At 62.1% G+C, this 25594-nt stretch carries 14 protein-coding genes; 9 read left to right on the top strand and 5 right to left on the bottom strand.

Annotated features, from left to right (window positions below):
• The first annotated feature begins 153 nt into the window (after window positions 1-153).
• Window positions 154-1527 (top strand): PepSY-associated TM helix domain-containing protein, encoded by a 1374-nt coding sequence (locus AB4N64_RS22075; RefSeq protein ID WP_460118490.1) that lies wholly within the window; start codon window positions 154-156, stop codon window positions 1525-1527.
• Between the two features lie 26 nt (window positions 1528-1553).
• Here AB4N64_RS22075 and AB4N64_RS22080 read toward each other — a convergent pair whose 3' ends face one another.
• Window positions 1554-7478 (bottom strand): hypothetical protein, encoded by a 5925-nt coding sequence (locus tag AB4N64_RS22080; protein ID WP_460118492.1) that lies wholly within the window; start codon window positions 7476-7478, stop codon window positions 1554-1556.
• 313 nt (window positions 7479-7791) lie between these two features.
• Here AB4N64_RS22080 and urtA point away from each other — a divergent pair, with 313 nt between their 5' ends.
• From urtA to urtE, 5 genes are all read left to right on the top strand, one after another.
• Window positions 7792-9057 (top strand): urea ABC transporter substrate-binding protein, encoded by a 1266-nt coding sequence (gene urtA / locus AB4N64_RS22085; protein ID WP_460118494.1) that lies wholly within the window; start codon window positions 7792-7794, stop codon window positions 9055-9057.
• Window positions 9058-9225: 168 nt separating this feature from the next.
• Entirely contained in the window at window positions 9226-10728 is a 1503-nt protein-coding gene (gene urtB, locus AB4N64_RS22090) for an urea ABC transporter permease subunit UrtB (protein WP_460118496.1), read from the top strand.
• Entirely contained in the window at window positions 10728-11807 is a 1080-nt protein-coding gene (gene urtC, locus AB4N64_RS22095; protein ID WP_460118498.1) for an urea ABC transporter permease subunit UrtC, read from the top strand. The genes urtB and urtC overlap by 1 nt, the downstream gene beginning before the upstream one ends.
• Window positions 11804-12673: an urea ABC transporter ATP-binding protein UrtD gene (gene urtD / locus AB4N64_RS22100; protein ID WP_460118500.1), complete on the top strand. Its 870-nt coding sequence runs from the start codon at window positions 11804-11806 to the stop codon at window positions 12671-12673. The genes urtC and urtD overlap by 4 nt, the downstream gene beginning before the upstream one ends.
• Window positions 12674-12721: 48 nt before the next feature.
• Window positions 12722-13420: an urea ABC transporter ATP-binding subunit UrtE gene (gene urtE / locus AB4N64_RS22105; RefSeq protein ID WP_460118501.1), complete on the top strand. Its 699-nt coding sequence runs from the start codon at window positions 12722-12724 to the stop codon at window positions 13418-13420.
• Between the two features lie 12 nt (window positions 13421-13432).
• On the opposite strand, the gene AB4N64_RS22110 is transcribed toward urtE, so the two are convergent.
• Window positions 13433-14071 carry a DUF4329 domain-containing protein gene (locus AB4N64_RS22110; RefSeq protein ID WP_460118503.1) on the bottom strand — a complete coding sequence of 213 codons (639 nt, stop codon included), beginning with the start codon at window positions 14069-14071 and terminating at the stop codon, window positions 13433-13435.
• Window positions 14072-14254: 183 nt separating this feature from the next.
• On the opposite strand from AB4N64_RS22110, the gene AB4N64_RS22115 reads away from it, so the two are divergent.
• Both AB4N64_RS22115 and AB4N64_RS22120 read left to right on the top strand, forming a co-directional pair.
• Window positions 14255-14788, top strand: a complete 534-nt coding sequence (locus AB4N64_RS22115) for an N-acetyltransferase family protein (protein WP_460118504.1) — start codon at window positions 14255-14257, stop codon at window positions 14786-14788.
• A gap of 6 nt (window positions 14789-14794) precedes the next feature.
• Entirely contained in the window at window positions 14795-15328 is a 534-nt protein-coding gene (locus tag AB4N64_RS22120; RefSeq protein ID WP_460118506.1) for a GNAT family N-acetyltransferase, read from the top strand.
• A gap of 99 nt (window positions 15329-15427) precedes the next feature.
• Here the strand turns inward: AB4N64_RS22120 and AB4N64_RS22125 are convergent, their stop codons facing one another.
• On the bottom strand, window positions 15428-22303 hold the full coding sequence (locus tag AB4N64_RS22125) for an NEL-type E3 ubiquitin ligase domain-containing protein (RefSeq protein ID WP_460118508.1): 6876 nt from the start codon (window positions 22301-22303) through the stop codon (window positions 15428-15430).
• Between the two features lie 1270 nt (window positions 22304-23573).
• Here AB4N64_RS22125 and AB4N64_RS22130 point away from each other — a divergent pair.
• The gene (locus tag AB4N64_RS22130; protein ID WP_460118510.1) at window positions 23574-23879 is read left to right on the top strand and encodes a DUF6124 family protein; all 306 of its coding nucleotides are present in this window, start codon (window positions 23574-23576) and stop codon (window positions 23877-23879) included.
• A gap of 231 nt (window positions 23880-24110) precedes the next feature.
• Here the strand turns inward: AB4N64_RS22130 and AB4N64_RS22135 are convergent, their stop codons facing one another.
• Together AB4N64_RS22135 and AB4N64_RS22140 are read right to left on the bottom strand one after the other, a co-directional pair.
• Window positions 24111-24416, bottom strand: coding sequence for a chaperone modulator CbpM (locus AB4N64_RS22135; RefSeq protein WP_460118511.1), 306 nt, complete (start codon window positions 24414-24416; stop codon window positions 24111-24113).
• Between the two features lie 23 nt (window positions 24417-24439).
• On the bottom strand, window positions 24440-25384 hold the full coding sequence (locus tag AB4N64_RS22140) for a DnaJ C-terminal domain-containing protein (protein ID WP_460118512.1): 945 nt from the start codon (window positions 25382-25384) through the stop codon (window positions 24440-24442).
• Between the last annotated feature and the right edge of the window lie 210 nt (window positions 25385-25594).

A 25594-nucleotide genomic window follows, 5' to 3' on the forward strand; every position in this document is an offset into this window, starting at 1 on the left:
CTCCCTGTAGGAGCGGACTTGTCCGCGATGGACGTCAACGATGACGCTGTCAGCCTGACACCCCTCGGTGTTGCTGAATCCATCGCGGACAAGTCCGCTCCTACAGGGGTACCAGACAACTACAACAGATCCACGCCAAGCGGAGCACAACCGATGAAAAAGCCTCAAGTGAATTTTTATAACCTGGCCTGGCGCTGGCATTTCTATGCCGGTCTGTTCGTCGCGCCATTTTTGGTGATGCTGGCCCTGACCGGCACCGTCTACCTGTTCAAGCCGCAGCTTGATCCGTTGATGTATGGCAGCCTCATGAATGTCCCGGCCGGGCATCACACCGTATCGGCCGACGACATGCTCAAGCGCGTCAAAGACGCCTACCCCCAGGGGGCGATCAAACAGTACTTGCCGCCGGTCAATGCCGAGCGCAGCGCGCAGTTTGTCGTACTCAACGGCACCACCGAACTCAATGTGTTTGTCGACCCCTACCACGGTGACATCCTCGGCGAGCAAGACGCCAAGTGGAACCTGCAAGCGGTGGCGCGGGCAATCCATGGCGAGTTGATGATTGGCACGGTCGGTGACCGGCTGATCGAAATGGCCGCCGGCTGGGGCGTGGTGCTGGTGGTGTCCGGCCTGTTCCTGTGGTGGCCGCGTGGCCAGGCTGCCGGCATCCTGTGGCCGCGCCTGAACAGTCGCGGGCGCGTGTTGTGGCGTGACCTGCATGCCGTCACCGGATTCTGGGGCGCCAGCCTGCTGCTGGTGATGCTGCTCAGCGGCATGACCTGGACCGGTTTCTGGGGCAAGCAGTACGCCGAGGTGTGGAACAAGTTCCCCGATGCCATGTGGAACGACATGCCCAAATCGGACATCGAGGCCCGCAGCCTCAACACCGCCACCCGCCAGACCGTGCCATGGGCCGTGGAAAACACGCCGATGCCAATGTCCGGCGACCATGCCGAACATATGGCCCATGGCGGCGCACACGCCGGCCCCGCCGCACCGACCGTCAGCCTGCAGGCAGTGCAGAACATCGCCGAACAGCGCAAGGTCGAGCCGGGCTACAGCATCACGTTGCCGACCACCGATACCGGCGTGTTCACCATTGCGGTGTTCGCCGACGATCCTCGCAACGACGCCACGTTGCACGTGGACCAATACAGCGGCAAGGTCCTGGCCGATGTGCGGTGGGAGCAATACGGTCCTGTCGCTCGCGCCACGGAACTGGGCGTGATGCTGCATGAAGGCAAGATGTTCGGCACCCTCAACCAGATCATCGTGCTGCTGATTTGCCTGATGATCCTGCTCAGCGCCGTCAGCGGCGTGGTGATCTGGTGGAAGCGCCGGCCACAGGGCAAGTTCGGCGTTCCGCCGCTGCGCCACGACCTGCCGACCTGGAAAACCGGCGTGGCGATCATGCTGGCACTGGCCGTGGTGTTCCCGCTGGTGGGCGCTTCGCTGGTGGTGGTGTGGGTGCTGGATCGGGTGCTGATGACGCGGTTTAACCGGCAGGTGGAGGCGGGTTCGGCCTGATTCGAACCCGCTCCCACAGGGGGAAATCACATGCTTGAAACCGAGCGGCGGTTCATCTCCTGCAACCGCTTCATCGTCACGTGCCCCCGTGGCTGCCAGAATTCGTCAGGCTCGAGGACGTCCAGACGACCGCTGCCGATCAACGTCGCGAGTACCTGCGAAAGCGTTTGCGTCTGGCTCCACCCGTCGCGCAGCACCCGCGATTCAGCATCCAGGTAACTCGGACGATAGACCAGCAACGCGCCATTTCGTGGAGTCAGGTAGTAACGGCTGTCAGCGATGGCCGCCGTTGCCAGTACCGCGATGCAGGCCCGTATTTCGTCGTGGGCGACGAAGTTGCGGTAAAGCGTCTGTTCAGGCTGCGCGGCGGCGTCCACCTTGTAAAGTTGCTGCACACCCATCACTTCGTAGCCGTCTGGATACCTCTTTGAAGCGCCGGGATTTTTGCGTGAGTAGCCGGGAAACAACACCCCGATGAACAGTCGCCGAAAGGCCGGGGCGTAGTCACGCAGGCCGAGTGGCACGGTGGGGCCGGCATCCTCCAGAGGTTCGGTGGCGACGAAATTCACCTGACCGTCACGCAGGATCGTACCCAACAGCGCGTTGCCCCGAGCCCGTCGCCACGCCCAGCGCGCCGCGTCGTCCGGATGCGCGCACAAAGGTCCCAACGCCAGGCGTGCATCCTCCCCGGCGGGTGTTGCCTCGACCTTGCCCGGCGACCAAGCCGGTCCCACGCGCCCGACCTTCGCCCAAACAGCACTGCGCACCAACACTTCAAGCTGTCCACCGCGCGCGATCTTGCGAATGTAGTCGGCGGGGTTGCCATCGCCCTGCAACGATTTGACGTACGCCATGATCGCCCCATGGGTTTGCAGGTCAGGGTCCCAGGTGGAGGCCTGGTACTTGAGCAACGCGCCATCGGCGCACGACAGGTACAACGGCTCAAACCCAGCCGGCGCCCCCGCTACCAACCGTTGCGCAGCCGACAATGCCGCTGCGAGCACCGTGGGCGGGATGAAGCTGCGAAAAACCTCGGTGCGCGGCAGCTCATCGGGCTGACGGGCAGGCGCGCACAAATAAATGCCCTGTACCGAATAGCCGCTGGGCAACCGTGCGCCCTGGAACACTCGCGCACGGGGAAACTTCAGGTCATCGGCCATGACCGGCAGGCTCGCCACCGCATGGGCAAGACGCGATGAAACGAGCACCAGGCCAAATCGCCAGTGCTCGCGTCCCCCTCCCTGTTCATGCACATGCCGCACGGCATCGTCGGCGTGGCAGAACGCCGGACTCAAACTGCGATCAGCCGAGGCGAAACGCACTGACTCCGGTGCCTGGTAACCCTGTTTCAACGGCCGCCAGCCTTTGCCCAATTTGAGTGCCGGCCCCCAGAGGTTGCTGCTTTGCACCACCTCCAGGCGGCCCACGCCGACCAACTGATCGACCAGCTCAACGGGCGTGCTCACGCCACTGCGTATCCGCCGTTCGATCTGGTTGCTCCACGGGTCATGGGGGGCGTCGCTGGACGGTGCGAGCTGGTCCTCCAGAGCGGCCAGGCGTGTCGTCCTTTCGCTCTTTTGCGCCACGCTCAGCAAGTCCGCCTCAGGGTCATACAGACTGAACGACAGAATCGAACCCTGGGCACCGAGCAGGTATTCGTGGGTCCACAAATGCCCCGACGCCAGCGCCGTGGCGAGCACCGGTGTCGAGAAGAAGTCGCTATAGACCTGCCGGTCCTGGCCCTGCAACAGAAATGGCAACGGCGTCGCCACGCGACTGCGATAACGGGCTATGACCTTGCAACCGGGCGCCAACAGCTCCAACGCAACATCTTCGTCCGGCAGAATCCACTTGGGATCAAAATCTTCGCTGACCACCGGCAGCGGCTCGGTCGCGACAAACAAACCGTCGGGGCGCACCAGTACCAACCCGCCTTTAAGCTGATCTCGGTTCGCCCCCAACTGGCGCTTGGCATAACGCACGGCATCGGTCGCGGCGGTGAATGCCGGGGTGAGGTTTCGTCGGATGAACCCTGCGAAAGGCTTCCAGTGCGACCCCAACCGGGAAGGTCCGGCTTCGCCCCAGCATTCATTGCCTTCCACCACCGTCAACCAGCTCCGAGCGATGACCCGGCTGACAAAATTCCTGGCCGACAACTGCCCGCTCTTGAGTTGCGTGTGCACATCCTCGGCCGTCCCAGAAGGCTGGATCGAGGCATCGAACAAAGTCGTCGCGCTGGGCGACTGAAACTTCAACAGCGCACGGTCGAGGGTCGACAAATAAACAGGCAACCCGGTTTTTTCACCCGAGTCGCGCAAGCGATTGGCCTCGAAATAGGCACTATAGAGATCACTCGATGAAACGAAGTGCCGGCCCAGCCATTGCTCGGTGGGTGCAAGGTTTGGCGGCAGCCACTGCCGCGCGTAAAACAATCCGAATAACGTGAACGACGCAGGGTAGACAAACGTTCCGGCGTCATCGAGCCGGAACAGGCTGGCCTGGGAAAACAGCGGCTGGCGCCGGCTCGCCGGTACCGATTCACTGACCACGTACTCCTCCTTGTGCTCATGCTTTAACACAAACGCAAAACAGGTCTGGTCCGGGCCCTGGCGCCGGATGCGCCGATGCGCGTCAAGCGCCGCAGCCTCAGCGCTGGCGAACACCGAACCGTACGCCACCTGCTCGGGCGTTTCGAAGGGTCGCGGTTGGGCGAACGCTTTCCAGTACTCGACCACCATGCCGCGCGAAGCCCACAACTCATTGGCGAGCAACACACGCAAGCCGCCGGCGGCTGCCAGCTGCTTGACGACGTCTTCGGGCAACTGCGCGCCCGTTGCCAGCGCCTCGGCCATCGGGCTGGGTTTCTCCCCAGGGCTTACATGTGCCATCAGCGCCTTCTGCGCGGCCGAGCCGCTGAGGTCGTAGGCAATCAGGGCGTCCTCGGCGCAGGAGAGATAAGCGACCTGGGCGTACGGGGCGTGCTGCAAGATCGCATGCAGATCGGTATCGCTGAATGACTGCGCGTCGATGCTCGCCTGCTCGCGGCTCCAGCCGTGGCGCTTCATCCGTTGGACGTCGTACATCGACAACGCCAGGCGCGAGGCGTACACACCGCGCAGCACATGCCGCTCGGGCAGAATCGGTTTGCCCCCGGCATCTGCGGGGTAGACAAAATCCGTGGCGAAGCGACCGGCCTTCCCAACCACCCAGGGCTCAGTCGCCACGAATCGTCCATCCTCGCGCTCCATGACATAGCCGCAGAACTCATAGTCGCCTTGATCGCCGATTTGCTCGTGAACATAACGCGCAGCATCGTCCGCCGTAAGAAACGCCGGGCTCAGACGATGTTGCGGGTAACGGGCGAACGGGTGCCATGAAGTGCCCACGGCGCCCTCGACATCCCACAGCTTGCCGGTCTGGATCACCGACAGCGCCCCCACCGCCGCCACTCGCCAGATAAAGGCCTCGGGGGTCAGCGTGCCGTTTTCCAGTTCGCGCTGTTCATCGCCGTCCGGGCTGGCGCTGTGCAAACGACTCTCCTGCATCGACCCGGAAAATTCATACCGTAACCGCGCACCATCACGGGTGCTCAGGTACAGGGCCAACCCCGCCATCTTGTGCTGGCGCGAACTGCCAATGGCGGCGGAAAAATCGGTGGCCGAGATAAAGCTCTCGTACAGCCACTTTTGTGCAGGTATCAAGTGGGGGTCCGGCACGGACTGGTAACAGATGCCCTGGATGGCATAACCTGCGGGAAGCGCGGGGATGCCCTTTTTGTTACCCGCGAAGGCCAGCAACGCCTGGGCGAACGCTGTTTTGCCGGCGTCGATCACGATGGGTTCGGTTACCGCAGACTCACCTGTCTGCACGCGTTTGACAATGAACGCGACCTGCCCGAGCACAGGCTTCTCGCGCATCAGGTCATGGGCCCATTGCGCGCCCACGTCAACGTCTGGCATGACCCAACTGAGTGCCGGTTGCACAGGGCCGTCAGCCACGAACGGCTGATAAGCCACCCAGTTGCCCGGCACCCTGCCACGCGAACCTTTCCACACTGCACTTGAGTTGAGCACCGTCAATTCGCCGAGCGCCACGAGTTTCTTCACCAGGGTTTCCGCGGTCGCGTCGAATCCGTCGAGTTGCTCGTCGATCACACCGGTCTTGACCGCGCCATCGAGCAGCACGGCAAAATTGCGCTCCTGCTGCGAACCGACCCTCACGTACTTGACCAGAGACTCATCCGGGCCGGAGTTATACAACGTAGTGATCGCCTCCCGCCCTGACATGATCACCTCCAGGTGCTGAAGGTTAGGCAGGCTGGTGTGCAGCGCGATACGCTCAGCCGACCAGTCGGGCTGCATGGCCTTGAGCCGTGCGCGGATGTCCTCGGTGGCGTTGTAGACGGCTTCGTAGCGATAGCCCGGCAACTCGACCTTGCGCTTGGCGAGCCCGCCTGCGAACGGCAGGCCCCAGTCCTTTTGCCACTGTTCTCCGTCGATCGGGGTAGTGGCGAAAAACTTGCCATCGCGCTCCAGGATGTAGCCCAACTGGTCGATATCACGTCGGTTGTTCATCTGGAAATGCGCGTGACGCGCCGCATCGTCGGCGGTGAGGAACGCCGGGCTCAGCGATTGGCGAATGCGCTCGAAAGGCTCCCAGCCCGGTCCCACCTGTCCGGTCTTGTCCCAGATGTTGCCGTCCTGCACAACCATCAGGCGGCCGGCGGCGGCCACCTGCAAGACAAACTCGAAGGTCGTCAGGGTCCCGGCCTTCAGAGCCTTTTGCAGGGTTTCGTCGTTGCCCTCCATCAGTGCGGTTTCAGCTTCGGAGCCCGAGCAGGTGTAACTCAGCAACGCCTTGGTCGGCGTGCGCTTGTAGAGGGTCAAGCCGCGCTCGGGATCTCGCAGGGGATCAACCTTGCGTGACTGGGCGATGAGGGCAGCCAGCTCTGCGGGGGAAAAAAAGTTCTTGTAGAGCCAGTCCTGCTGGACAGGGAGGTGTGCAGGTTTCGCGTGGGTCACCGCATAGAACCCGTCGATGTGAAAACCTTCCGGCAAGCGCGGCCCCCCGTCCGCATGACGGGGGAATTCATCGAGCACCGCAGCAAGCGAAGTGCGCTCGCGCCAGGGGAACGTGGCAACGTACTCCTGCGTTCCCTGCGCCTTGAGGATGGCGCCCATGAACTCCACATCGGCGTTGGCGCTGTCGGTGCGCACGAATTTGCCGACCAACTCGGCGGGCTGATCGTCTATCGGCGAGCAGAACGGTTGCTGCGTCGGGACGTTCGCTTTGTTCACCGGCTCGGTCGCGATCCAGTTGCCGACAAACTGCCCCCTGACATTGCCCCACAATGGGTTGGGGATCACCACACTCAGCCTGCCGGCTCTCGCCAGTTCGTCGATGATTTCCTCGACGAGATAAAACGTCCCCGTGGGGCGCTCATTCTTGATTTCTTCGGCAAGCAAGTCCTCTTCAGGCGACCCGCTGGGCTCATATTTGAGCAGGCAGGTCTCGGCCCCCGAAAGATAAAAAGCCTTGGCAAAACCTCGGTGGCGGATCATGAAGGCCTTCTCCACATCGGTGAAAAAGTTCATGGCCAGGTGGGCTCCCGCCTCGGGTAGTCCCGGGTATTTCTTCTTCACCAACGCCAGCACGTTCGGATGGGAGTGATAAAGGCCGTAGCACGTGTAGCCGGCCGGGTGGATGAAGTTGCCTTGCGCATCCACGGCCAGCAACTGCGTGAAATCCACATACAAATTGCCGCCGATGGGCAACGTCGCAAAAAAGCGTCCGCTCTCGCCCTGCAGGATCAGCCCGCCGTATTCCTTGTCGCGTTTGTTGCCAATCGCCTCGTGGGCAAATCGCGCGGCATCGTCGGCGCTGATCATGGGCGGGCTGAGGGCCGGCAGCACGATGTTGCTGGGAGGCTTGCGCCTGGTGTGATCGTTCATGAGGTATTCGTCCGTGAAATGGGAAAGCGTTCCCACACAAGCGGTGGGCAAGTCGCACAACCCATGATCCACCTTGGTCCTTCACGTCAGCGGTACATATGTATTTGCACCGCAAAAATACCGGGCACCACCGCAGCGCATGGTGTGCACCGAGGCGCCGATTCGGCGCCAGCGTGGTGCACGCCCCCTCACTCGCGCAGCCAGCAACGGCTCAAGCACGCGATCTCCGGACTTGGGCACAGCCCTTGCTAAAGACCTTCAAGTAGTCCGCATCTGCCACCGGAAAAATTCATTAGTTCATGGAGATCGCACAATGAAGCGTCGCAGTTTGATCAAGGCTTTCACCCTTTCGGCCAGCATCGCCGCGATGGGCATGACGTGGACGGTCCAGGCCGCCGAGACCATCAAGGTGGGGATTCTGCATTCGTTGTCCGGGACCATGGCGATCTCTGAAACATCGCTGAAAGACATGGCGTTGATGACCATCGACGAAATCAACGCCAAGGGCGGCGTCAACGGCAAGATGCTCGAGCCGGTGGTGGTTGACCCGGCGTCGAATTGGCCGCTGTTCGCGGAAAAGGGCCGGCAGTTGCTGACCCAGGACAAGGTGGCGGTGGTGTTCGGTTGCTGGACGTCGGTGTCGCGCAAATCCGTGTTGCCGGTGTTCGAAGAGCTCAACGGCTTGCTGTTCTACCCGGTGCAATACGAAGGCGAAGAGTTGTCGCCAAACGTGTTCTATACCGGCGCCGCGCCGAACCAGCAGGCGATCCCGGCCGTCGAGTACTTGATGAGCGAAGAAGGCGGGGGCGCCAAGCGTTACTTCCTGCTGGGCACCGATTACGTCTACCCGCGCACCACCAACAAGATCCTGCGCTCGTTCCTGCACTCCAAAGGGGTGGCTGACAAGGACATCGAAGAGGTCTACACCCCGTTCGGCCACAGCGACTATCAAACCATCGTCGCCAACATCAAGAAGTTCTCGGCGGGCGGCAAAACGGCGGTTATCTCCACGGTCAACGGCGACTCCAACGTGCCGTTCTACAAGGAACTGGCCAACCAGGGCCTGAAGGCCACCGAGGTTCCGGTGGTGGCGTTCTCGGTGGGCGAAGAAGAACTGCGCGGCATCGACACCAAGCCGCTGGTGGGCAACCTCGCGGCGTGGAACTACTTCGAGTCGGTAGAGAACCCGGTGAACAAGAAGTTCGTCGATGACTGGAAGGCCTACGCCAAGAAACACAACCTGCCGGGCGCCGACAAAGCGGTGACCAACGACCCGATGGAAGCCACCTACGTGGGCATCCACATGTGGGCGCAAGCGGCCGAGAAAGCCAAATCCACCGACGTCGACAAAGTGCGCGAAGCCCTCGCCGGCCAGACCTTTGCCGCGCCGTCCGGCTACACCCTGACCATGGACAAGACCAATCACCACCTGCACAAGCCAGTGATGATCGGCGAGATCCAGGCGGACGGTCAGTTCAACGTCGTGTGGCAGACCGAAGGCCCGGTACGCGCACAACCCTGGAGCCCGTTCATCCCGGGCAACGACAAGAAGCCGGAGTATGCGGTGAAGAGTAACTGAGTCACCGGATGTGGGGTTGAGCACATCACTCAGCCCCAACACAGTTCCCCCTTGTGGGAGCGGGCTTGCTCGCGAAAGCGGTGTGTCAGGCAACATTGATGGTGACTGAACCACTGCTTTCGCGAGCAAGCCCGCTCCCACAATTAGTCCGTGTCAAGGCGGCTACCTATGGTTATTCCCCTCCATCGTTTACTTCTCGTCCTCGCGCTGTTGCTGCCCATGGCCGCTCAGGCCAGCGACACCGAAGACTTCCTCGCCGCCAACCCCACCCAGCAAGTCAAGCTGCTGGATACCTGGGCCGCACAACCCGACCCGGCACGCATCGAATTGCTCAACGCCTTGCAACAAGGTGAACTGAGCGTCGATGGCCAGCCGAAAACCCTGCGTCTGAATAACCGTCTGCGCGGGTTGATCGACACCGCGCTGGCCAGCCATCAACTGCTCGCCGCCGATGCCAAAATGCGTCTGGCCGCCGCCCAGCAATTGCAGAAAAGTGCCAAGCCTGCGCAATTGAAATTCCTCGACCAGCAACTGGCAGCCGAACGGGACGAAGGTGTGCATGCCGCCCTGAGCCTTGCGCTGGCCAACCTGCAACTGGTGGACGCCAGTCCCGCCGTGCGCCTGGCAGCCGTGCGCTTGCTTGGCGAAACCGGTGATCCGCTGGCGCGCACGCGTCTCGAAGGACTGCTGCAAGCCGGTGCGGAAACGGACGCCAGCGTGCGCACTGCCGCCGAAACCAGCCTGGCCCAAGTCAAACGTAAACTGTTGATCGGCGAGGTGCTCGGCCAGGCCTTCAGCGGCATGTCCCTGGGTTCGATCCTGCTGCTCGCCGCACTCGGCCTGGCAATCACCTTCGGCCTGCTCGGGGTGATCAACATGGCCCACGGCGAGATGCTGATGTTGGGCGCGTACTCGACCTATGTCGTGCAGTTGCTGTTCCTGCGTTTCGCGCCCCAGGCCATCGAGTTCTATCCGCTGATCGCGCTGCCGGTGGCATTTATCGTGACCGCCGCCATCGGCATGGCGCTGGAACGCACGGTGATTCGTCATCTCTATGGGCGCCCGTTGGAAACCCTGCTGGCGACCTGGGGCATCAGCCTGATGCTGACTCAACTGGTGCGCCTGCTGTTCGGCGCACAGAACGTCGAAGTGGCCAACCCGGCCTGGTTATCCGGCGGGGTCCAAGTGCTCCCCAACCTGGTGCTGCCGTACAACCGCATGGTCATCATCGCCTTCGCGCTTTTTGTGGTCGTGTTGACCTGGCTGTTGTTGAACAAAACGCGCCTGGGCCTGAACGTGCGCGCGGTCACCCAGAACCGCAACATGGCCGCCTGCTGTGGCGTGCCCACCGGGCGCGTCGACATGCTCGCCTTCGGCCTGGGCTCGGGCATCGCCGGCCTTGGTGGTGTGGCCCTGAGCCAGATCGGCAACGTCGGCCCGGACCTCGGCCAGAGCTATATCATTGACTCGTTCCTGGTGGTGGTACTGGGGGGTGTCGGTCAACTGGCCGGTAGCGTATTGGCCGCCTTCGGCCTGGGTATCGCCAACAAGATCCTGGAGCCGCAGATCGGTGCGGTGCTCGGCAAGATCCTCATCCTCGCGCTGATCATTCTGTTCATCCAGAAGCGTCCGCAAGGCCTCTTCGCACTCAAGGGAAGGGTGATCGACTGATGAACCAGCCATTGATGCTCACGGCCGCACAAAAGGCCGGCCCGAAAGTCACCCTCGCCGTTGGCGCAGCAATCCTTGCCGTGCTGCTGGCATTGCCGCTGCTGTCACTGTTGCCGGCGGACAGCGCGTTGCACGTCTCCGCCTATACACTGACGTTGGTGGGCAAGATTCTCTGCTACGCCATCGTCGCCCTGGCGCTGGACCTCGTATGGGGTTATGCCGGCCTGCTGTCACTGGGTCATGGCCTGTTCTTCGCCCTGGGCGGTTACGCGATGGGCATGTACCTGATGCGCCAGGCGGCAGGTGATGGCCTGCCGGCGTTCATGACGTTCCTGTCGTGGACTGAATTGCCCTGGTATTGGGCCGGCACCGGCAGTTTCCTCTGGGCCCTGTGCCTGGTGGTGCTGGCGCCGGGTCTACTGGCGCTGGTGTTCGGTTTTTTCGCCTTCCGCTCACGGATCAAGGGTGTGTACTTCTCGATCATGACCCAGGCCCTGACCTTCGCCGGCATGCTGTTGTTTTTCCGCAACGAGACGGGGTTCGGTGGCAATAACGGCTTCACCAATTTCCGCACGATCCTGGGTTTTGGCATCACCGAACCCGGGACGCGGGCGGTGCTGTTTTTGGCCACGGTGCTGTTGCTGATCGCGAGCCTGTTCATCGGCTGGCGTTTAGCGCAAAGCAAATTCGGCCGGGTGCTGACGGCCCTGCGCGATGCGGAAAATCGCCTAATGTTCTGCGGCTACGACCCACGCGGTTTCAAGCTGTTTGTCTGGGTCTTGAGCGCGGTCTTGTGCGGCCTGGCCGGCGCCCTGTATGTACCGCAGGTGGGCATCATCAACCCCAGCGAGATGTCGCCGACCAACTCCATCGAAGCGGCCGTCTGGGTCGCACTCGGCGGGCGCGGCACCCTGATCGGTCCGTTGCTCGGCGCTGGGGTGGTCAATGGGATGAAGAGCTGGTTCACCGTGGCGTTCCCCGAGTACTGGCTGTTCTTCCTCGGTGCGCTGTTCATTGTCGTGACCCTGTACCTGCCCAAGGGCGTGATCGGTCTGCTGAAGAAACGAGGTGAGCAATGAGAATCACGGCCACGGCGCAATTCATGCTCGAACCGGCGTTCTATCCACCGCAACCGAACAAGGACCCCGGCAGCAGCCGCGAGGCCATCGGCCTCGGCCAGCGCGTCGGCCCAGGCCTGGATACCCGCCATGGCACCATCCTGACCCTGGAGGACATCAGCGTCAGCTTCGACGGTTTCAAGGCCTTGAACGACCTGACCCTGTACATCGGCGTCGGCGAACTGCGCTGCATCATCGGCCCCAACGGTGCGGGCAAAACCACGCTGATGGACGTGATCACCGGCAAGACCCGCCCCAGCCATGGCCAGGCGTGGTTTGGCGAAACCCTGGACCTGACGCAGATGAGCGAAGTGCAGATCGCCCAGGCCGGCATCGGTCGCAAGTTCCAGAAGCCCACGGTGTTCGAAGCCTTGAGCGTGTTCGAGAACCTGGAGCTGGCGCAAAAAACAGACAAGTCGGTGTGGGCCAGCCTGCGGGCGCGCCTGAGTGGCGAGCAAAGGGATCGCATCAGCGAAGTGCTGGAAACCATTCGCCTGACCACCTCGGTCAATCGCCCTGCCGGTTTGCTGTCCCACGGGCAGAAGCAGTTCCTGGAGATCGGCATGTTGCTCATGCAGGACCCGCAACTGTTGCTGCTCGACGAACCGGTGGCGGGCATGACCGACGCCGAAACCGAATTCACCGCTGAACTGTTCAAGACCCTGGCGGGCAAGCACTCGTTGATGGTGGTGGAGCATGACATGGGCTTTGTCGGCTCGATTGCCGACTACGTCACCGTGTTGCACCAGGGCAGCGTGCTGGCGGAGGGCTCGCTCGAGCAGGTGCAGGAAAATGAGCGGGTGATTGAGGTGTATTTGGGCCGATGAATCGGACAGCTGCAAGCTTCAAGCTCAAAACCAACCCCGGGAGTTCAGATGCTACAGGTGAAACAGCTGCACCAATACTACAGCGGTAGCCATATCCTGCGCGGCCTGACGTTCGACGTGAAGGTCGGCGAGGTCACCTGCCTGCTCGGGCGCAACGGGGTGGGCAAGACCACCCTGCTCAAATGCCTGATGGGCCTGCTGCCGGCCAGGGAGGGCGTGGTGAACTGGGAAGGTCAGCCGATCACCACGCTAAAGCCGCACCAACGGGTGCACGCCGGCATCGCCTACGTGCCCCAGGGCCGGGAAATTTTCGGTCGGCTGACCGTCGAAGAAAACCTGTTGATGGGCCTGTCGCGCTTTCCCGGCAGCGAGGCGAAGGAAGTCCCGGCGTTCATCTACGAACTCTTCCCGGTGCTGCTGCAAATGAAACATCGACGCGGCGGCGACCTGTCCGGCGGTCAGCAACAGCAACTGGCGATCGGTCGAGCCCTGGCCAGTCGTCCGCGACTGCTCATCCTCGACGAGCCCACCGAAGGCATCCAGCCGTCGGTCATCAAGGAAATCGGCGCGGTAATCAAGAAGCTCGCCGCGCGCGGCGACATGGCGATCCTGCTGGTGGAACAGTTCTACGATTTTGCCGCCGAACTGGCCGATCAGTACCTGGTGATGTCCCGGGGCGAAATCGTGCAACAGGGGCGCGGCGAACAGATGGAAGCCGAAGGCGTACGCGGGCTGGTGACGATTTGAACAGGTTATGGATCAGGGCGTAACGGCTTGGTAGGGCACCCAGTCGGCGGTGACCGGGCCACGCCATCCATTCCAGACCGTACCGGGCTCGAGCACTCGGAAGTGGCCAATGGCGACGATTCGCCGGACACGGCTTTCCGGCGTCGAACCCATTCGATAGCTCGGGCTGCGTCGGGCGTACTGTGGGTCGATGCCATAGACAATCAGGGAGCCATAGGGGCTGGAAATGTACTGCTGCTGCAAAACGGCCGATTGCCGGAAAGACAGCGAAAGGTCCACCGTCGAAGGCAACGTGATGTGCAGCTTGACCTGCTCCTCGCGGTAATGAGGAAACAACCGTGCAGTCTCTCGCTCGTTTTCGGGATGAGTGTGGAAAAGGCCCACACACCGATAACCCGGCGGGTGAATGATGGTTTGCGTGGCCCGTTCCAACAGCAGCAGACGTTCGAAATCAAAGGAATCCGCGCCATCTTCAATCGGGGTGGTGGCGACGAAATTGCCGTCGGGACGCTTCAATATCAGGGCACCGTATTCCCGGTCGCTGCGCCGTTCCTGTTGATGCGCCCACAGGGCAGCATCGTCAGCGCTGGTGAAAGGTAGGCTCAAGGGGGGTAATACCGGCATGCCGGCGTGTTCTATCGGTGTCGTCATCGAAAAATCCAGTCAGTGAATCGCCCCGGCGAAATGGGAGCGAACACGCCAATGCTGGAATTCCTGCCACTCTGTCGTGCGGTACATATGCCTCACCCGATTGGCAATAAGCGCCACGTTGTCGCAGCATGTTTCAATAACGACTTTTCCACGCAGCGCCTAACCGATAGTTCGAGACAGCCCATGACATATTCCATCCGCGATGCGATCCCCGCCGACCTGCCGGCGATCCGCGACATTTACAACGACGCCGTGCTCAACACCACGGCGATCTGGAACGAACAAGCGGTCGACCTGGGCAATCGGCAGGCCTGGTTCGACGCCCGGCAGGCCCAGGGCTATCCGATCCTGGTGATTGTCGCCGGCGACAACAGCGTCCTGGGCTACGCTTCATTCGGTGATTGGCGGCCATTCGACGGTTTCCGCCACACCGTGGAGCACTCGGTGTACGTGCGCAGCGACCAACGCGGCAATGGCCTGGGGCCCAAACTGATGAACGTGCTGATCGAGCGCGCGCGCGGCTGCGACAAACACGTGATGGTCGCGGCCATCGAAAGCGGCAATGCCGCGTCCATTCGCCTGCATGAGCGCGTCGGGTTCGTGATCACCGGGCAGATGCCACAGGTGGGCACCAAGTTCGGGCGCTGGCTGGACCTGACCTTCATGCAACTGACCCTCAACCCTGGCGCTGAACCCCCTTGCGCCAGCCAGGAGTAACGCTCGATGAATGCCGCCCAGTTACGCCGCGTCAATGTTGAAAGTTTTGCGCACTACCGCCAGGGCTTGATCGACCTGCTGCTCGATGCCGTGGGCTATGGCGCCAGCGTTGGTTTCATGGCAGATCTGGATGCCAGCCAGGCGCGTGCCTATTTCGATGACGTGCAGGAGCAATTGGGCAGGGGCAATGTGCTGCTGTGGGTGGTGGTCAAGGACGAAGAAGTCCAGGCCAGCGTGCAACTGACCCTGTGCCAGAAAGCCAATGGGCTGAACCGTGCTGAGGTGCAGAAGCTGCTGGTGCGTGAGCAGGCGCGCCGTCGCGGCCTGGGTCAGCAGTTGATGAGTGCGCTGGAACAGACCGCGTTGCAATACAAACGCGGCATGCTCTACCTCGACACCGAAGCCGGCTCCCCCGCCGAGGCCTTTTATCAGGCGTTGGGCTACACCCGTGCAGGGGAAATTCCCGATTACGCCTGCGACCCCAGCGGTCGCTACAAGCCAACCGCCCTTTACTACAAGGTGCTGCAAGGGGCGCAGTAACTTCCAGGGTGTCTGGGGCCCCATCGCGACGCCTCAACAGGCTCGCTCCTGCCGGTGTCCGGACGCCGGCTCGCGATGGTCGTTAACGCTGACTCGGGGTCAGGGCGCCGCTGCTTCATCCAGGGTTTCCAGGCGCGACAATTCCATCAGTTTTTCATTGCGCGCAATGCTCAGCTCAATGCCGAGCATCTCCACTGCACCCGCGTACCCTGCGTCGCCCAGCCCCGAGTGAGCATCCTCCAGTTGGCCCTGTCTTTCGGCCGCATTGCGATCCAGAGTGTCGAAGGCTTCGGGGTATTTTTCCCGTAGATACTGCACCCAGTAATCGCGGCTGATCAGGTCTTCATAAAACGCATCGGACCGCTCCATGGCCTCGATGGTGGCCTGCGCCTGCTGCAACACCGTGCCGCTGATGGGTCGGCCAAACCGCATGTATTTCGGCTGCCCGGGCAGTTCCAGGCCGTCCCGCCAGCCACGGGTCAGACCCAAGCGATATTCAAGGCGCACTTCCGCCGGATCGGCGTGACGGCCGGTGGCTCGGCTGGCCAGTTCCTCGACCTTCGCAAGACGAAACAACTGGCGGGACAGGCGCAGCAACGCCGCGCCTTTCTCTTCCAGACGATCCGGCGCAATGCCTTGCAGCACGTTGCGTTCAAAGACCTTCACCTCCAACCCGCTGAAGGTCAGGATCCGTCCATCCTCGCAGGTGCCATGGGTGCTGGACAGGCTGAACAAGGTCTGGCGCAACTCGGTGTCCTCCCCCGCCGCCCCCGCCACTTCCCAGACGCGACGGGTCAGGTCAGCGCGGGCCAAGCGATATTCCGGGGTCAGTCGCAGCAGACTCAGCAAATGGAAAAACGCGCCGTTGTCCGGTTCGGCCGCCAACCGGTTCCACAGCGACCGGTAACTGTCCGCCACCTTCGGCTCCAGGGTTTCGAGCCAAGGCTGGAGATCTTCGGGTCGCGCGTCGATCTGCGTGATCACTTCGTCAGGCTGGACGGACATGCCCGCCTCTTCAACGTCGCTCTCGACAGTCATCTCTTCCTCGCTGCCGCTGCCCGACTCATCGAGCATCAGGTCCAGGTCATCGGGTGCATAACCCAGCCAGGCGTTGGGATGAACACTCAGCGCGTAATCCCATAGCCGCATCAGGCTGTCGCCCGACAGACTGTTATCGGACAGGTCCGTCCCCTGCATCAGCGTGTCATGTTGCCCGTTGAACGCCTCTTCGGGAATGTGAGCGATTCGGTTGCCGCTCAGGTTCAGCTCGCGCAGATACACCGATTGCAGCGTGCCTTCTGGCCACTCAGTGATCAGGTTGTTGCGCAGGTCCAACGCCTCCAGTCGCGGCAAGGTCCCGACACTGAACGCGGGCAAATCGTTGTGGCTCAGATCCAGCCATTGCAGGTGCTCCAGAGGGTCCAGGACCGAGTAGATTTCCCGGGGGTCGAGCAACTCGTTGCCGGACAACGCCAGCCGTTCCAGTGTGGCCATGGACTCGATCGCCCGCGGTAACGCCTGCAAGTTCTGGCCGCTGAGGGTCAGGCTTCGCAGGTGGGTGAATGCCCCCAGGAACGCATTGGAGCCCTGAGCGGAAAGCCTAACACCAGTCAGGTCCAATGTGTCCACATGGGGCAGCGGCAACGCTAACTCGGGCAGGTCGCCCAACTGCAAACCATCGAAACTCAGCGTGCGATCGGCGATGCCGCTCCAACCGATAAGGCCTTGCTGCCAGCACTCGACAATGCGCAGCGCGGCGACGCGTCGCGTTTGGGACGACACCAGCCACCCTGCGCCCTGGGTCTGGCGAATACACATCCAACCGTTGAGCCGACGGGTCAGGTCGACCAGATTCTGGTGCCAGCCGTCTATGCGCTCGCCCACCTGTGTATCGCTGAGCCCATGGGTGCGCATCTGCTCCAGCGCTTGCAAGGCTGCGTCCTCCGACACCGGGGTGACGCGCTGCAAACGCTGGGCAAGCCCCTCGCCTGCCGGTGCCTCAACCGGCAATGGCAACAGCGCCTCGATGATCGACGCCACTGTTTCGCCGGGCACCAATGCCCGTGGCAGCGGTTCGCGGGCAAAACGGTCGAGGGTTCCGAGCGGGATCCCGTTGGTCCGTTCAATCCGGGCGTAAGCGGCACTCAGCGCTTGCCGGGCTTGTGGCGCCAATGGCATGTCCGCAAGGTGAGTGCGCAACAACAGGTAGTCATCGGCCAGCACAACCTCGGGCACGGCGCTGATCCGTGTGCGGCTCAAATCAAGCCAGGCCAGGTTGCCTGCACCGGTGGGCCAACGCTGCAGATTGCTGCCTGCCAGGTTCAGGACCTTGAGGTGACGCAGCTCGCTGACGTCCAACCCATGCCGCGAAACGTCGACATCGGAGAATTGACTGCCGCCCATATCGAGGTTTTCCACCTGGCTGAAATGACCGAGAAAGCGCCGCGTTTGCTCGAGGGGAGCTTGCAGCTCGCGCAGCGACAACGTCGTCACATGCGCGAAGTCATCGGTGGAAAACGCCGGCAGGCGGTCAACCTTCATGCCGGGCAGTTCCAGTACCTGGGAATACGACGCCACGCCGTAACGGCGCAGCAGCCCGTTGTACCAACTGATTCTGAATGTCGGCGCCTCGGTCCAGAGAGCGGCGCTGTCCAGGAACTTCATCCCCGCCAGCCAGGCGTCCAGTTGGCGACTGAGTTCGTCGTGCTGATCGAGCACGGCTTCAACGGCATCGAATCGGGCTTGGGCCCCCTCCCATGTGCGCAAAAACGCCTCGAACAGCAACACAAACGGGGTTTGCGTCGATGGTCGAAGGGCTGCATAGGGCGCATCGCTCAAATGCCCCAGCCGACCCCGGCAATAACCCCGGACCATTTCTTCCCGATCGATGAGGTGTACGGGATGATTCTTGACGTAGTCATAAATCGGTTTGAACGCTTCGCGCGAGAACCAGAACCACTCCACCGAGAGGCCGGACAACAGCTTGTCGTGACGCCCCTCCAGGAGGATCTCCGGCAACTGGCTGACCTTCGTATCGCGAAGATCCAACCGTTCGAGGCCAGGCAACTCAAGCACGCCCTTGGGAAACGCGAGCATGTTCGTTTGCGCGATGCAAAGGCTGCGCAGGCGGGTCAAGCGGCTCACGTCAAAGGTATCGGGCGAGGCCAGCACGCCACGCAGGTGCAAGCTTTGCAGCCGGGTCATGTCTTCCAGCCGGGCCATGTCCGTCAGGCTGAGCGGCAGGCTCGAAAACACCCGCAGGTCGGTGAGTTGCGACAGGCTGTCGAGCAAGGTCGGCAAGCTGCGCAGCGACGCACCGGCCGAGAGGGTCAGTGTGTTGACCTGGCCGAACGCGCGCAGAAAACCATCGATATTCGCACTGGACAGACCGGCACCCGCCACGGCGAGTTCACGGATATGGGAAAAATCGGCCGGCAGCGCCACCAGCGGTTCATCGATCAACAGGTCAAGCCGCGACACGGCTGTGGGATCGGCCATGACCAACGGCGCATTACGCCACGCCACCTTGATCGCCTGCACCACCTCGGTTTTGCTGCTCCATCGCAAACGTGGCTGGCGCTGCGGGTCGTCGGTGGCCACCCAATGATCGAGCGCTGCTTCCAGGTTCTGCCATTCCTGCAATCGGCTGTCGAGCCACTGGCAGATCTGCTGACGACTCTCGCCCTGTCGCCATCGTTGAAGCAGAAAGTTCAGCGCATCGGGATTCGACAACTCCGGATACACCGACTGCACCCTCGCGATCAGTTCACCGTCCACGCCTTCCGCACGGCCGCTGGCCGGGTAGCCCAACAGTTTTTTGGTCATGCGTTGCGGTGGCCTGAACCAGGCGCGCATCGTTGATCGATCGCGCAACGCCCGCGCCGCCTCAGCGGGATGCGCAGTGGCGTGGTCGATGATCGCCCGTCGCAGGTCGGCACTTTGCGCCACGCCTGGAATGCCCAGGGCCTGGCGCGCATCGTCGGGCAACGCGTGCAGGATCGAGGCGTAAAAATTATCGCCTTCACGAGGCACACCATTGAGCGTTTCGCCGCGATCATTGAAGGCCTGATAGACCGGTCCTTTCTTCACCAGGTATTTGCGCACCTCGCTCGTCGGGTCGCCGATACCATCGATCAGCGGCCCTTCGATACGGCCCTCGCGAATTTCCAGACGCACTCGCCCCGACCAACCCGGCAATTGCGCCAATGTGTGCAAGGCCAGACGCTTACTGTCTGCCGACACCGTGTTTGGCAGATGCAGCCCGGCGAAAGCCCGGCTCAACCGGCCCTGTTGGGCGTACCAACGGCCCTGTTCCAGCAGGCGCAGCGGCGCGTGTCCGTTGGCCAGACGCATCAGTTCTTCGGCGTTGGCCTGGCTCAACACGATGACGGCGCCCGACTCGCTGAGCCCTGGACATAACCGTTGCAGCTTGGCCACGCCAGGGGCCACCGGGTCCGCGCCTTTGTAGAGGCTTTCGAACAACGCCGGCTGACGGGTGCGGGCGAAATCGGCGATTTGCTTGCGAAACTCTGCTGGCCTGGCTTCTTTCACCCGGGCCGGTTCGCCACCGAGCAGGTCGTTGATTTCCTTCTCGTCGAGAGCGGCCAGGATGCGCTCGGGCAACTCTCCACTGAGCACGTCCGCGCGACTGATGCGAATCGGCGTCTTTCTTTTGCCCCGAGCCATCCGCCGTTCGGAACCGTACTTGAGCGATGGCCCGGCCAACTCGGCGCCTTCGAACACTTGCAACACCCGCCCGGCCGGCCAGCGTGGCAACTCGGCGATCAGCGGCAAGGTAAACAGGTAGCGATCATCGACGGCGCGCCGGGTCTCTATCTGCTCGATGACCTGCGCCACGCCGTGATCGGCGTTGAACAGTCGCATCGCATCGACCAAGGAGGGCGGTGGCCCGGCGTTGTCCAGATGCATCTTGCGCAAAGCGGCGTCGCTGATACCGCTGACATCGGCAACCTGCAGCAACTGCCCGTCGGAGAATGGATCGGTCAACGGCCCCATGCGTCGCAGCAATGTCAGACGGTCCCAGCTCAATGGTCGCTCATGCACGTGACGCCAGGCGCCGCGACCGTTATGTGTGAGCGCCGGGCGGTAGGCGTGCGGTTGTGCCGGGTGCTCGATGCGCCAGCGTTTGAGCGCTGTGTCGTAGGTTTTTTGGTAAAACCGGCCATCGAGTCGCACGTGGGTTTTGCCGTCAAATTCGAACTGACCCAGCTCAGTGGCCGGCACGTCGCGGTCCACCGACACCGGGCGCTCGTAGCCGCGCAGGTCGGGCCGCCATAGCCGGGGTTCACCGTTGGGCAGGGTGACGGCGTCCAGTCGCTCGATCACCGGTTCAGCCTTGACCGCACTCAACTTGGCCAGGCCTTTACCGGCAGCGCCGGCCACGGCGATAAAGGCCAGATTCTCTGCCACATCGACCAGGTGCGCCTTGGCAGCCTGGATGTCGCCCTCGCTCCATTCGATGGACGCCTCGAAGGTCTCCGACATCAACTGGCCGGCCATCACCGCCATCGTCGCCTCGCCCAGGACCGGTACGAACATCGCCACCGAGGTCAACACGAGCATGCCGATGTTCAACAGATGGGCGATTTTTTCCGAACGCACCCGCGCATCGACGTCCGCCGTCGGCACCGCATGGCTGCGCGCATCGGCGATGACCTTGTCACGGTGTTGTTCGAACAGATACCCCCACAGCTCCATGTTCTCCGACCACAGGCCTTCGCCCTTGCGCGGGAGGCTGCTGGGTGCGAGAAAGGGGTCATTGTTGGGGGCCTGATTGACGGCGACATCGGGCAGTTGCTTGAAGCCCGAAAACGGATTGATGCCCTGCAGCACCTTGTTGGCGATGGAGATGTAAGGGTTGAGCGTCTGGCCCAGCGGGGCGTCCGCTGCATCCTGGGTGAACGTCTTGAAGTAATGCGGCAGGTCGGCATATGACACAAACCGGCTGAAGTGGCGTTGCTCCGGGGTGGGGCTGCCACCCCTGGTCTGCACGGGATCGCGGGTGGTGAAGCGGCGTTTGAACATCGCACGCATTTCATCGAAGGTGTAACGCTTGAGTGGATGCTGCGGGTCGTTGGGGATGTACAGGATCAGCGAATCGGGGTAACGGTATTTTTCACAGATGATGAACAGCACACAGCCGATCATCCGCCGCTTCATCAAAAACAGGTCACGGAACCAGACCTGTTTCTCGCCCATCCACGGATGAGTTTCACCCGCGATTACCGAGAGAATCATTCGGTAGTCAGCCGGTTGAATGTCCTGCTTGAGCAGCGCCAGTTCGGCGGCGGCGCGCATCGCGGTTTTCTGGGCGTCGATGAAGGGCAGGCGCAGGGTTTGCAGCGCGACACCGTCAGCGGGTTTGAGGAAGTCCTTGAGGTAAGCCTGGTACTTCGCACCGATGTCCAGCGAGCGGCACAACTGCGTGAACTGGGCCACGGTCAGCGGCGTCTCGACCGGGGTGAAACCGTTTGCCGTTTCCTGCACAAACCCCGAGGACTCGTGGAAGGCGTTGGGCTCGGTTTCCGACGCTTCAAAGTTATGCAGGGCGGCTTGCAGCAGCGGCAAGCGCAACACTTCGTAGGTCCCGACATCGGTGCCGAATATCCCCCACTCCAGCGGTTGCTTGAGACTGAGCAGCGTGGTGTTGACGTCCAGTTCGACCTTGAACTGGTCTCTCAGCGCCTCGACCAGCAAGGGCTCGGCAAAGGTGTCGATGGTTTGCAGACTGGACATGACCTTGTCGAGGCAATTCTGCGCGGCAAGGCTGGCCGCCGCGGACACGCCTGCGGCGGCCCGCTCCTCGCGTGTGGCATTTTTTAACCAGTCAGGTGTGGCAACGGCATGATCTTTCAGGGCCTGGCGGCGTTCCGCACTGGCGTTGATCAACCACTCGGGAATGGACTTCTCCAGGAACGTGCCGTGCAGGCTGGCTGAAGCGGGGGGATTGGGCATAGCGTCTCTCCAGTGAATTGGAGGGCTAGCACATCACTTTGGAGGGAGGTGATTGCGGTACATAGTTAGGGCGTGAAGCCCGCACCTACAGTGTTTGCGATGAACACATATCCTGCGTACACCGATGCCCCCTGTAGGAGCGAGCTTGCTCGCGATGGCGGGGTGTCATCCAACACAGCTGGCGCCTGATGCACCGCGATCGCGGGCAAGCCCGCTCCCACAGGGATCTTCACCGAAACCACAATCCGCGCACGCCACCAATCCACTGTAGGAGCGAGCATGCTCGCGATAGCGGGGTGTCATCCAACACAGCGGGCGCCTGATGCACCGCGATCGCGGGCAAGCCCGCTCCCACAAGGGATCTTCGCCGAACACATCATCCGCGCACGCCACCGCTCCACTGTAGGAGCGAGCTTGCTCGCGATAGCGGGGTGTCATCCAACACAGCGGGCGCCTGATGCACCGCGATCGCGGGCAAGCCCGCTCCCACAGGGATCTTCACCGAAACCACAATCCGCGCACGCCACCAATCAACTGTAGGAGCGAGCTTGCTCGCGATAGCGGGGTGTCATCCAACACAGCGGGCGCCTGATGCACTGCTATCGCGAGCAAGCCCGCTCCCACAAGGGATCTTCGCCGAACACATCATCCGCGCACGCCACCGCTCCACTGTAGGAGCGAGCTTGCTCGCGATAGCGGGGTGTCATCCAACACAGCGGGCGCCTGATGCACCGCGATCGCGGGCAAGCCCGCTCCCACAAGGGATTTTCGCCGAACACATCATCCGCGCACGCCACCGCTCCACTGTAGGAGCGAGCTTGCTCCGGGCGGCGTTCCGACGATGGCGGCACCGAAATGTCAGATTTTGACCAAGCGCCCGTTGGAAACATCTACCTGAAAGCTTTGATCGTAAGAAGTTTTTCCCGTTTACCAGCGCTGTTTAAAAGCACTCCAGGTTACTTCCTGAAAGCCACAAAACCTTGCGTCGTGACCTACGACCCTCCCAGAATCGGCCGGCTAGTGCAGCTTGGTCTTGGGCTCTATCGTTGACTCGCCACTGATACCTCAGTGGTCGGGCTTAGCGGCCCGTGGTTTTCAACTGCACGTGCATCCACCGCACAGGCTTTATGCCTGCGGTTTTATGGTGACCGCACGCAGGGCGCCTCAGGGCGCACCGGTTTGAGAACCCCGGTCCGCTAACCTGCGTGCAGTCGCCACCTCTTTTTGCTTAGCGGCGTAAAGGTGTAGGCCCCAATAAGAGTTCTCAGATATGCGCAAGGTCAAACCAGATCCACCCGAAACAAACGACAGCGAACCCCCACCCTCCACCGCCGACTTCAAGGCCAAACCCCGCAAGCCCTGCTCGATGTACAACGTCAACCCGGACGTCCACATCCAGGAGCTGCTGGGCAGCGTCAGCGAATCACTTGCCTCTGCCAGCGTCATCACCCTGGACCTGGCCGACCGTGAAACAGGCGCCGGCCGCAACACCCTGCTGGGCATCGTGCAAATCGTCATGCTCGCGGAAATCTCGGTGAACCGCGCCCTCGATCAGCTCGACCCGAGGGGTGGTTGACGGGATTGACGATTGAACCTGCCCTCCAATGCCACCGGGCGTCGCGCACTATCAGGTAACACAGTGGCGCCGGGTGTACCGCTATCGCGAGCAAGCCCGCTCCTACAAGGGAGAATCAGCCGCGCACGCCACCGCTCCACTGTAGGAGCGAGCTTGCTCGCGATCGCATTGTTCCGGCGATGGCGGTCTCTGACTATCAATTCCGTTGGTTCGCCCCAGCAGCGGGAGCCCCTACTCCACCACCAACCGCCCCAACCGCTGCTTCAACATCCGGTTCTCCGCCCGCAACTGCTGGACCTCCTCAAGCAGGTCCAGTGCCAGCGCCACCCCTTCCCATTCCAGCTCAAGGTCGTGCCGCAGCTTGGCGGCACGCTTGGCCAGGGTCAGCTCGTAGTCGGTGAAACGCCAATCCTTGGGCACGGAGCCCTGAGGTTCGAGGATGCCGTGTTCGACGATTTCGATCACGTAGACGTCCGACAGCTCGGTCGCCTCGCAGAATTCTGCCATGTCCAGTTGAACGATCAGGGGACTGCTCATAGTCGGCTACTCCATCTGGGGTGTCAGAAGTTCTCTCGCGGGTTGAAGGCGGCCTTCTTCGCCAGTTCCTGCCACAGCGCCTTGACCTCGTCGCTGGACGCCTTGGGCATCACGGCCTTGAGTTGCACGAACAGGTAGCCGCGTTGCCCGGCCTTGTTCAGCAAGCCGTGGCCCTTGGCGCGCATGCGCTGGCCGTTCTGGCTGCCGGCCGGGACCTTGAGGTTGATCTTGCCGGTCAGGGTCGGCACGGCCACTTCGGCGCCCAAGGCCAGTTCCCACGGTGCCAGCGGCAAGGTGATGATCAGGTTTTCGCCTTCGACGTCGAATTTTGGGTGCGGCGCGAAGCGGATGATCAGGAACAGGTCGCCATTGGCACCGCCACCGATGCCCGGCGCGCCCTGGCCCTTGAGGCGGATGCGCTCGCCATCGGTGACACCAGCCGGGATTTTCACGTTCAGGCTCTTGCTGGTGTTGCTCACGTGCTGGCCGGCCGCGTTGTACTGCGGCACCTGGAAGGTGACTTTCTTCGATTCGTTGGACAGGGTCTCTTCGAGGAAAATCGCCAGTTCCATTTCCACGTCTTGCCCTCGTCGTCCGGCGCTGCGGCCTGATTGTCCACCGCCAAAACCGGGGCCACGGTTACCAAAGATCGAACTGAAGAAGTCCGAAAAATCACCCGTGTTGCCGCCACCAAAACCGCCGCTACTGCGACCCTGCCAACCCGGCGGGCCCTGGAACGGCTGGCCATGCTGGCCGTATTTGCGCAGGTCGTCGTATTCGGCGCGCTTGTCGGCGCTTTTCAGCGCTTCATAGGCTTCCGAGGCATCCTTGAACTTGGCTTCGGCGTCCTTTTCCTTGCTGACGTCGGGGTGGTACTTGCGCGCGAGTTTGCGATAAGCGGCCTTGATCGTCTTATCGTCTGCGGTCGGTTCCACACCGAGTATCTTGTAATAGTCTTTGAAGTCCATCTAAGGCTCACCATCCGTTATCGATATCGCGCCATGACGGCCAGCATGCTCGCATTTGCGGCTGGCCGGTTGACCGATCTCAAGTGCGGGACACTATTGTGACCGGGGGGCGCTTCAGAAGTTTATCGGCAGCGGCGTCCGGTACTTGCGACCGTTCGCGGGCTGCCGCGCTTGATGCTGACAAGTTGGGGGCTTCGGGGCGGCTTATCA

The sequence above is a fragment of the Pseudomonas sp. S2_C03 genome (assembly GCF_054668405.1).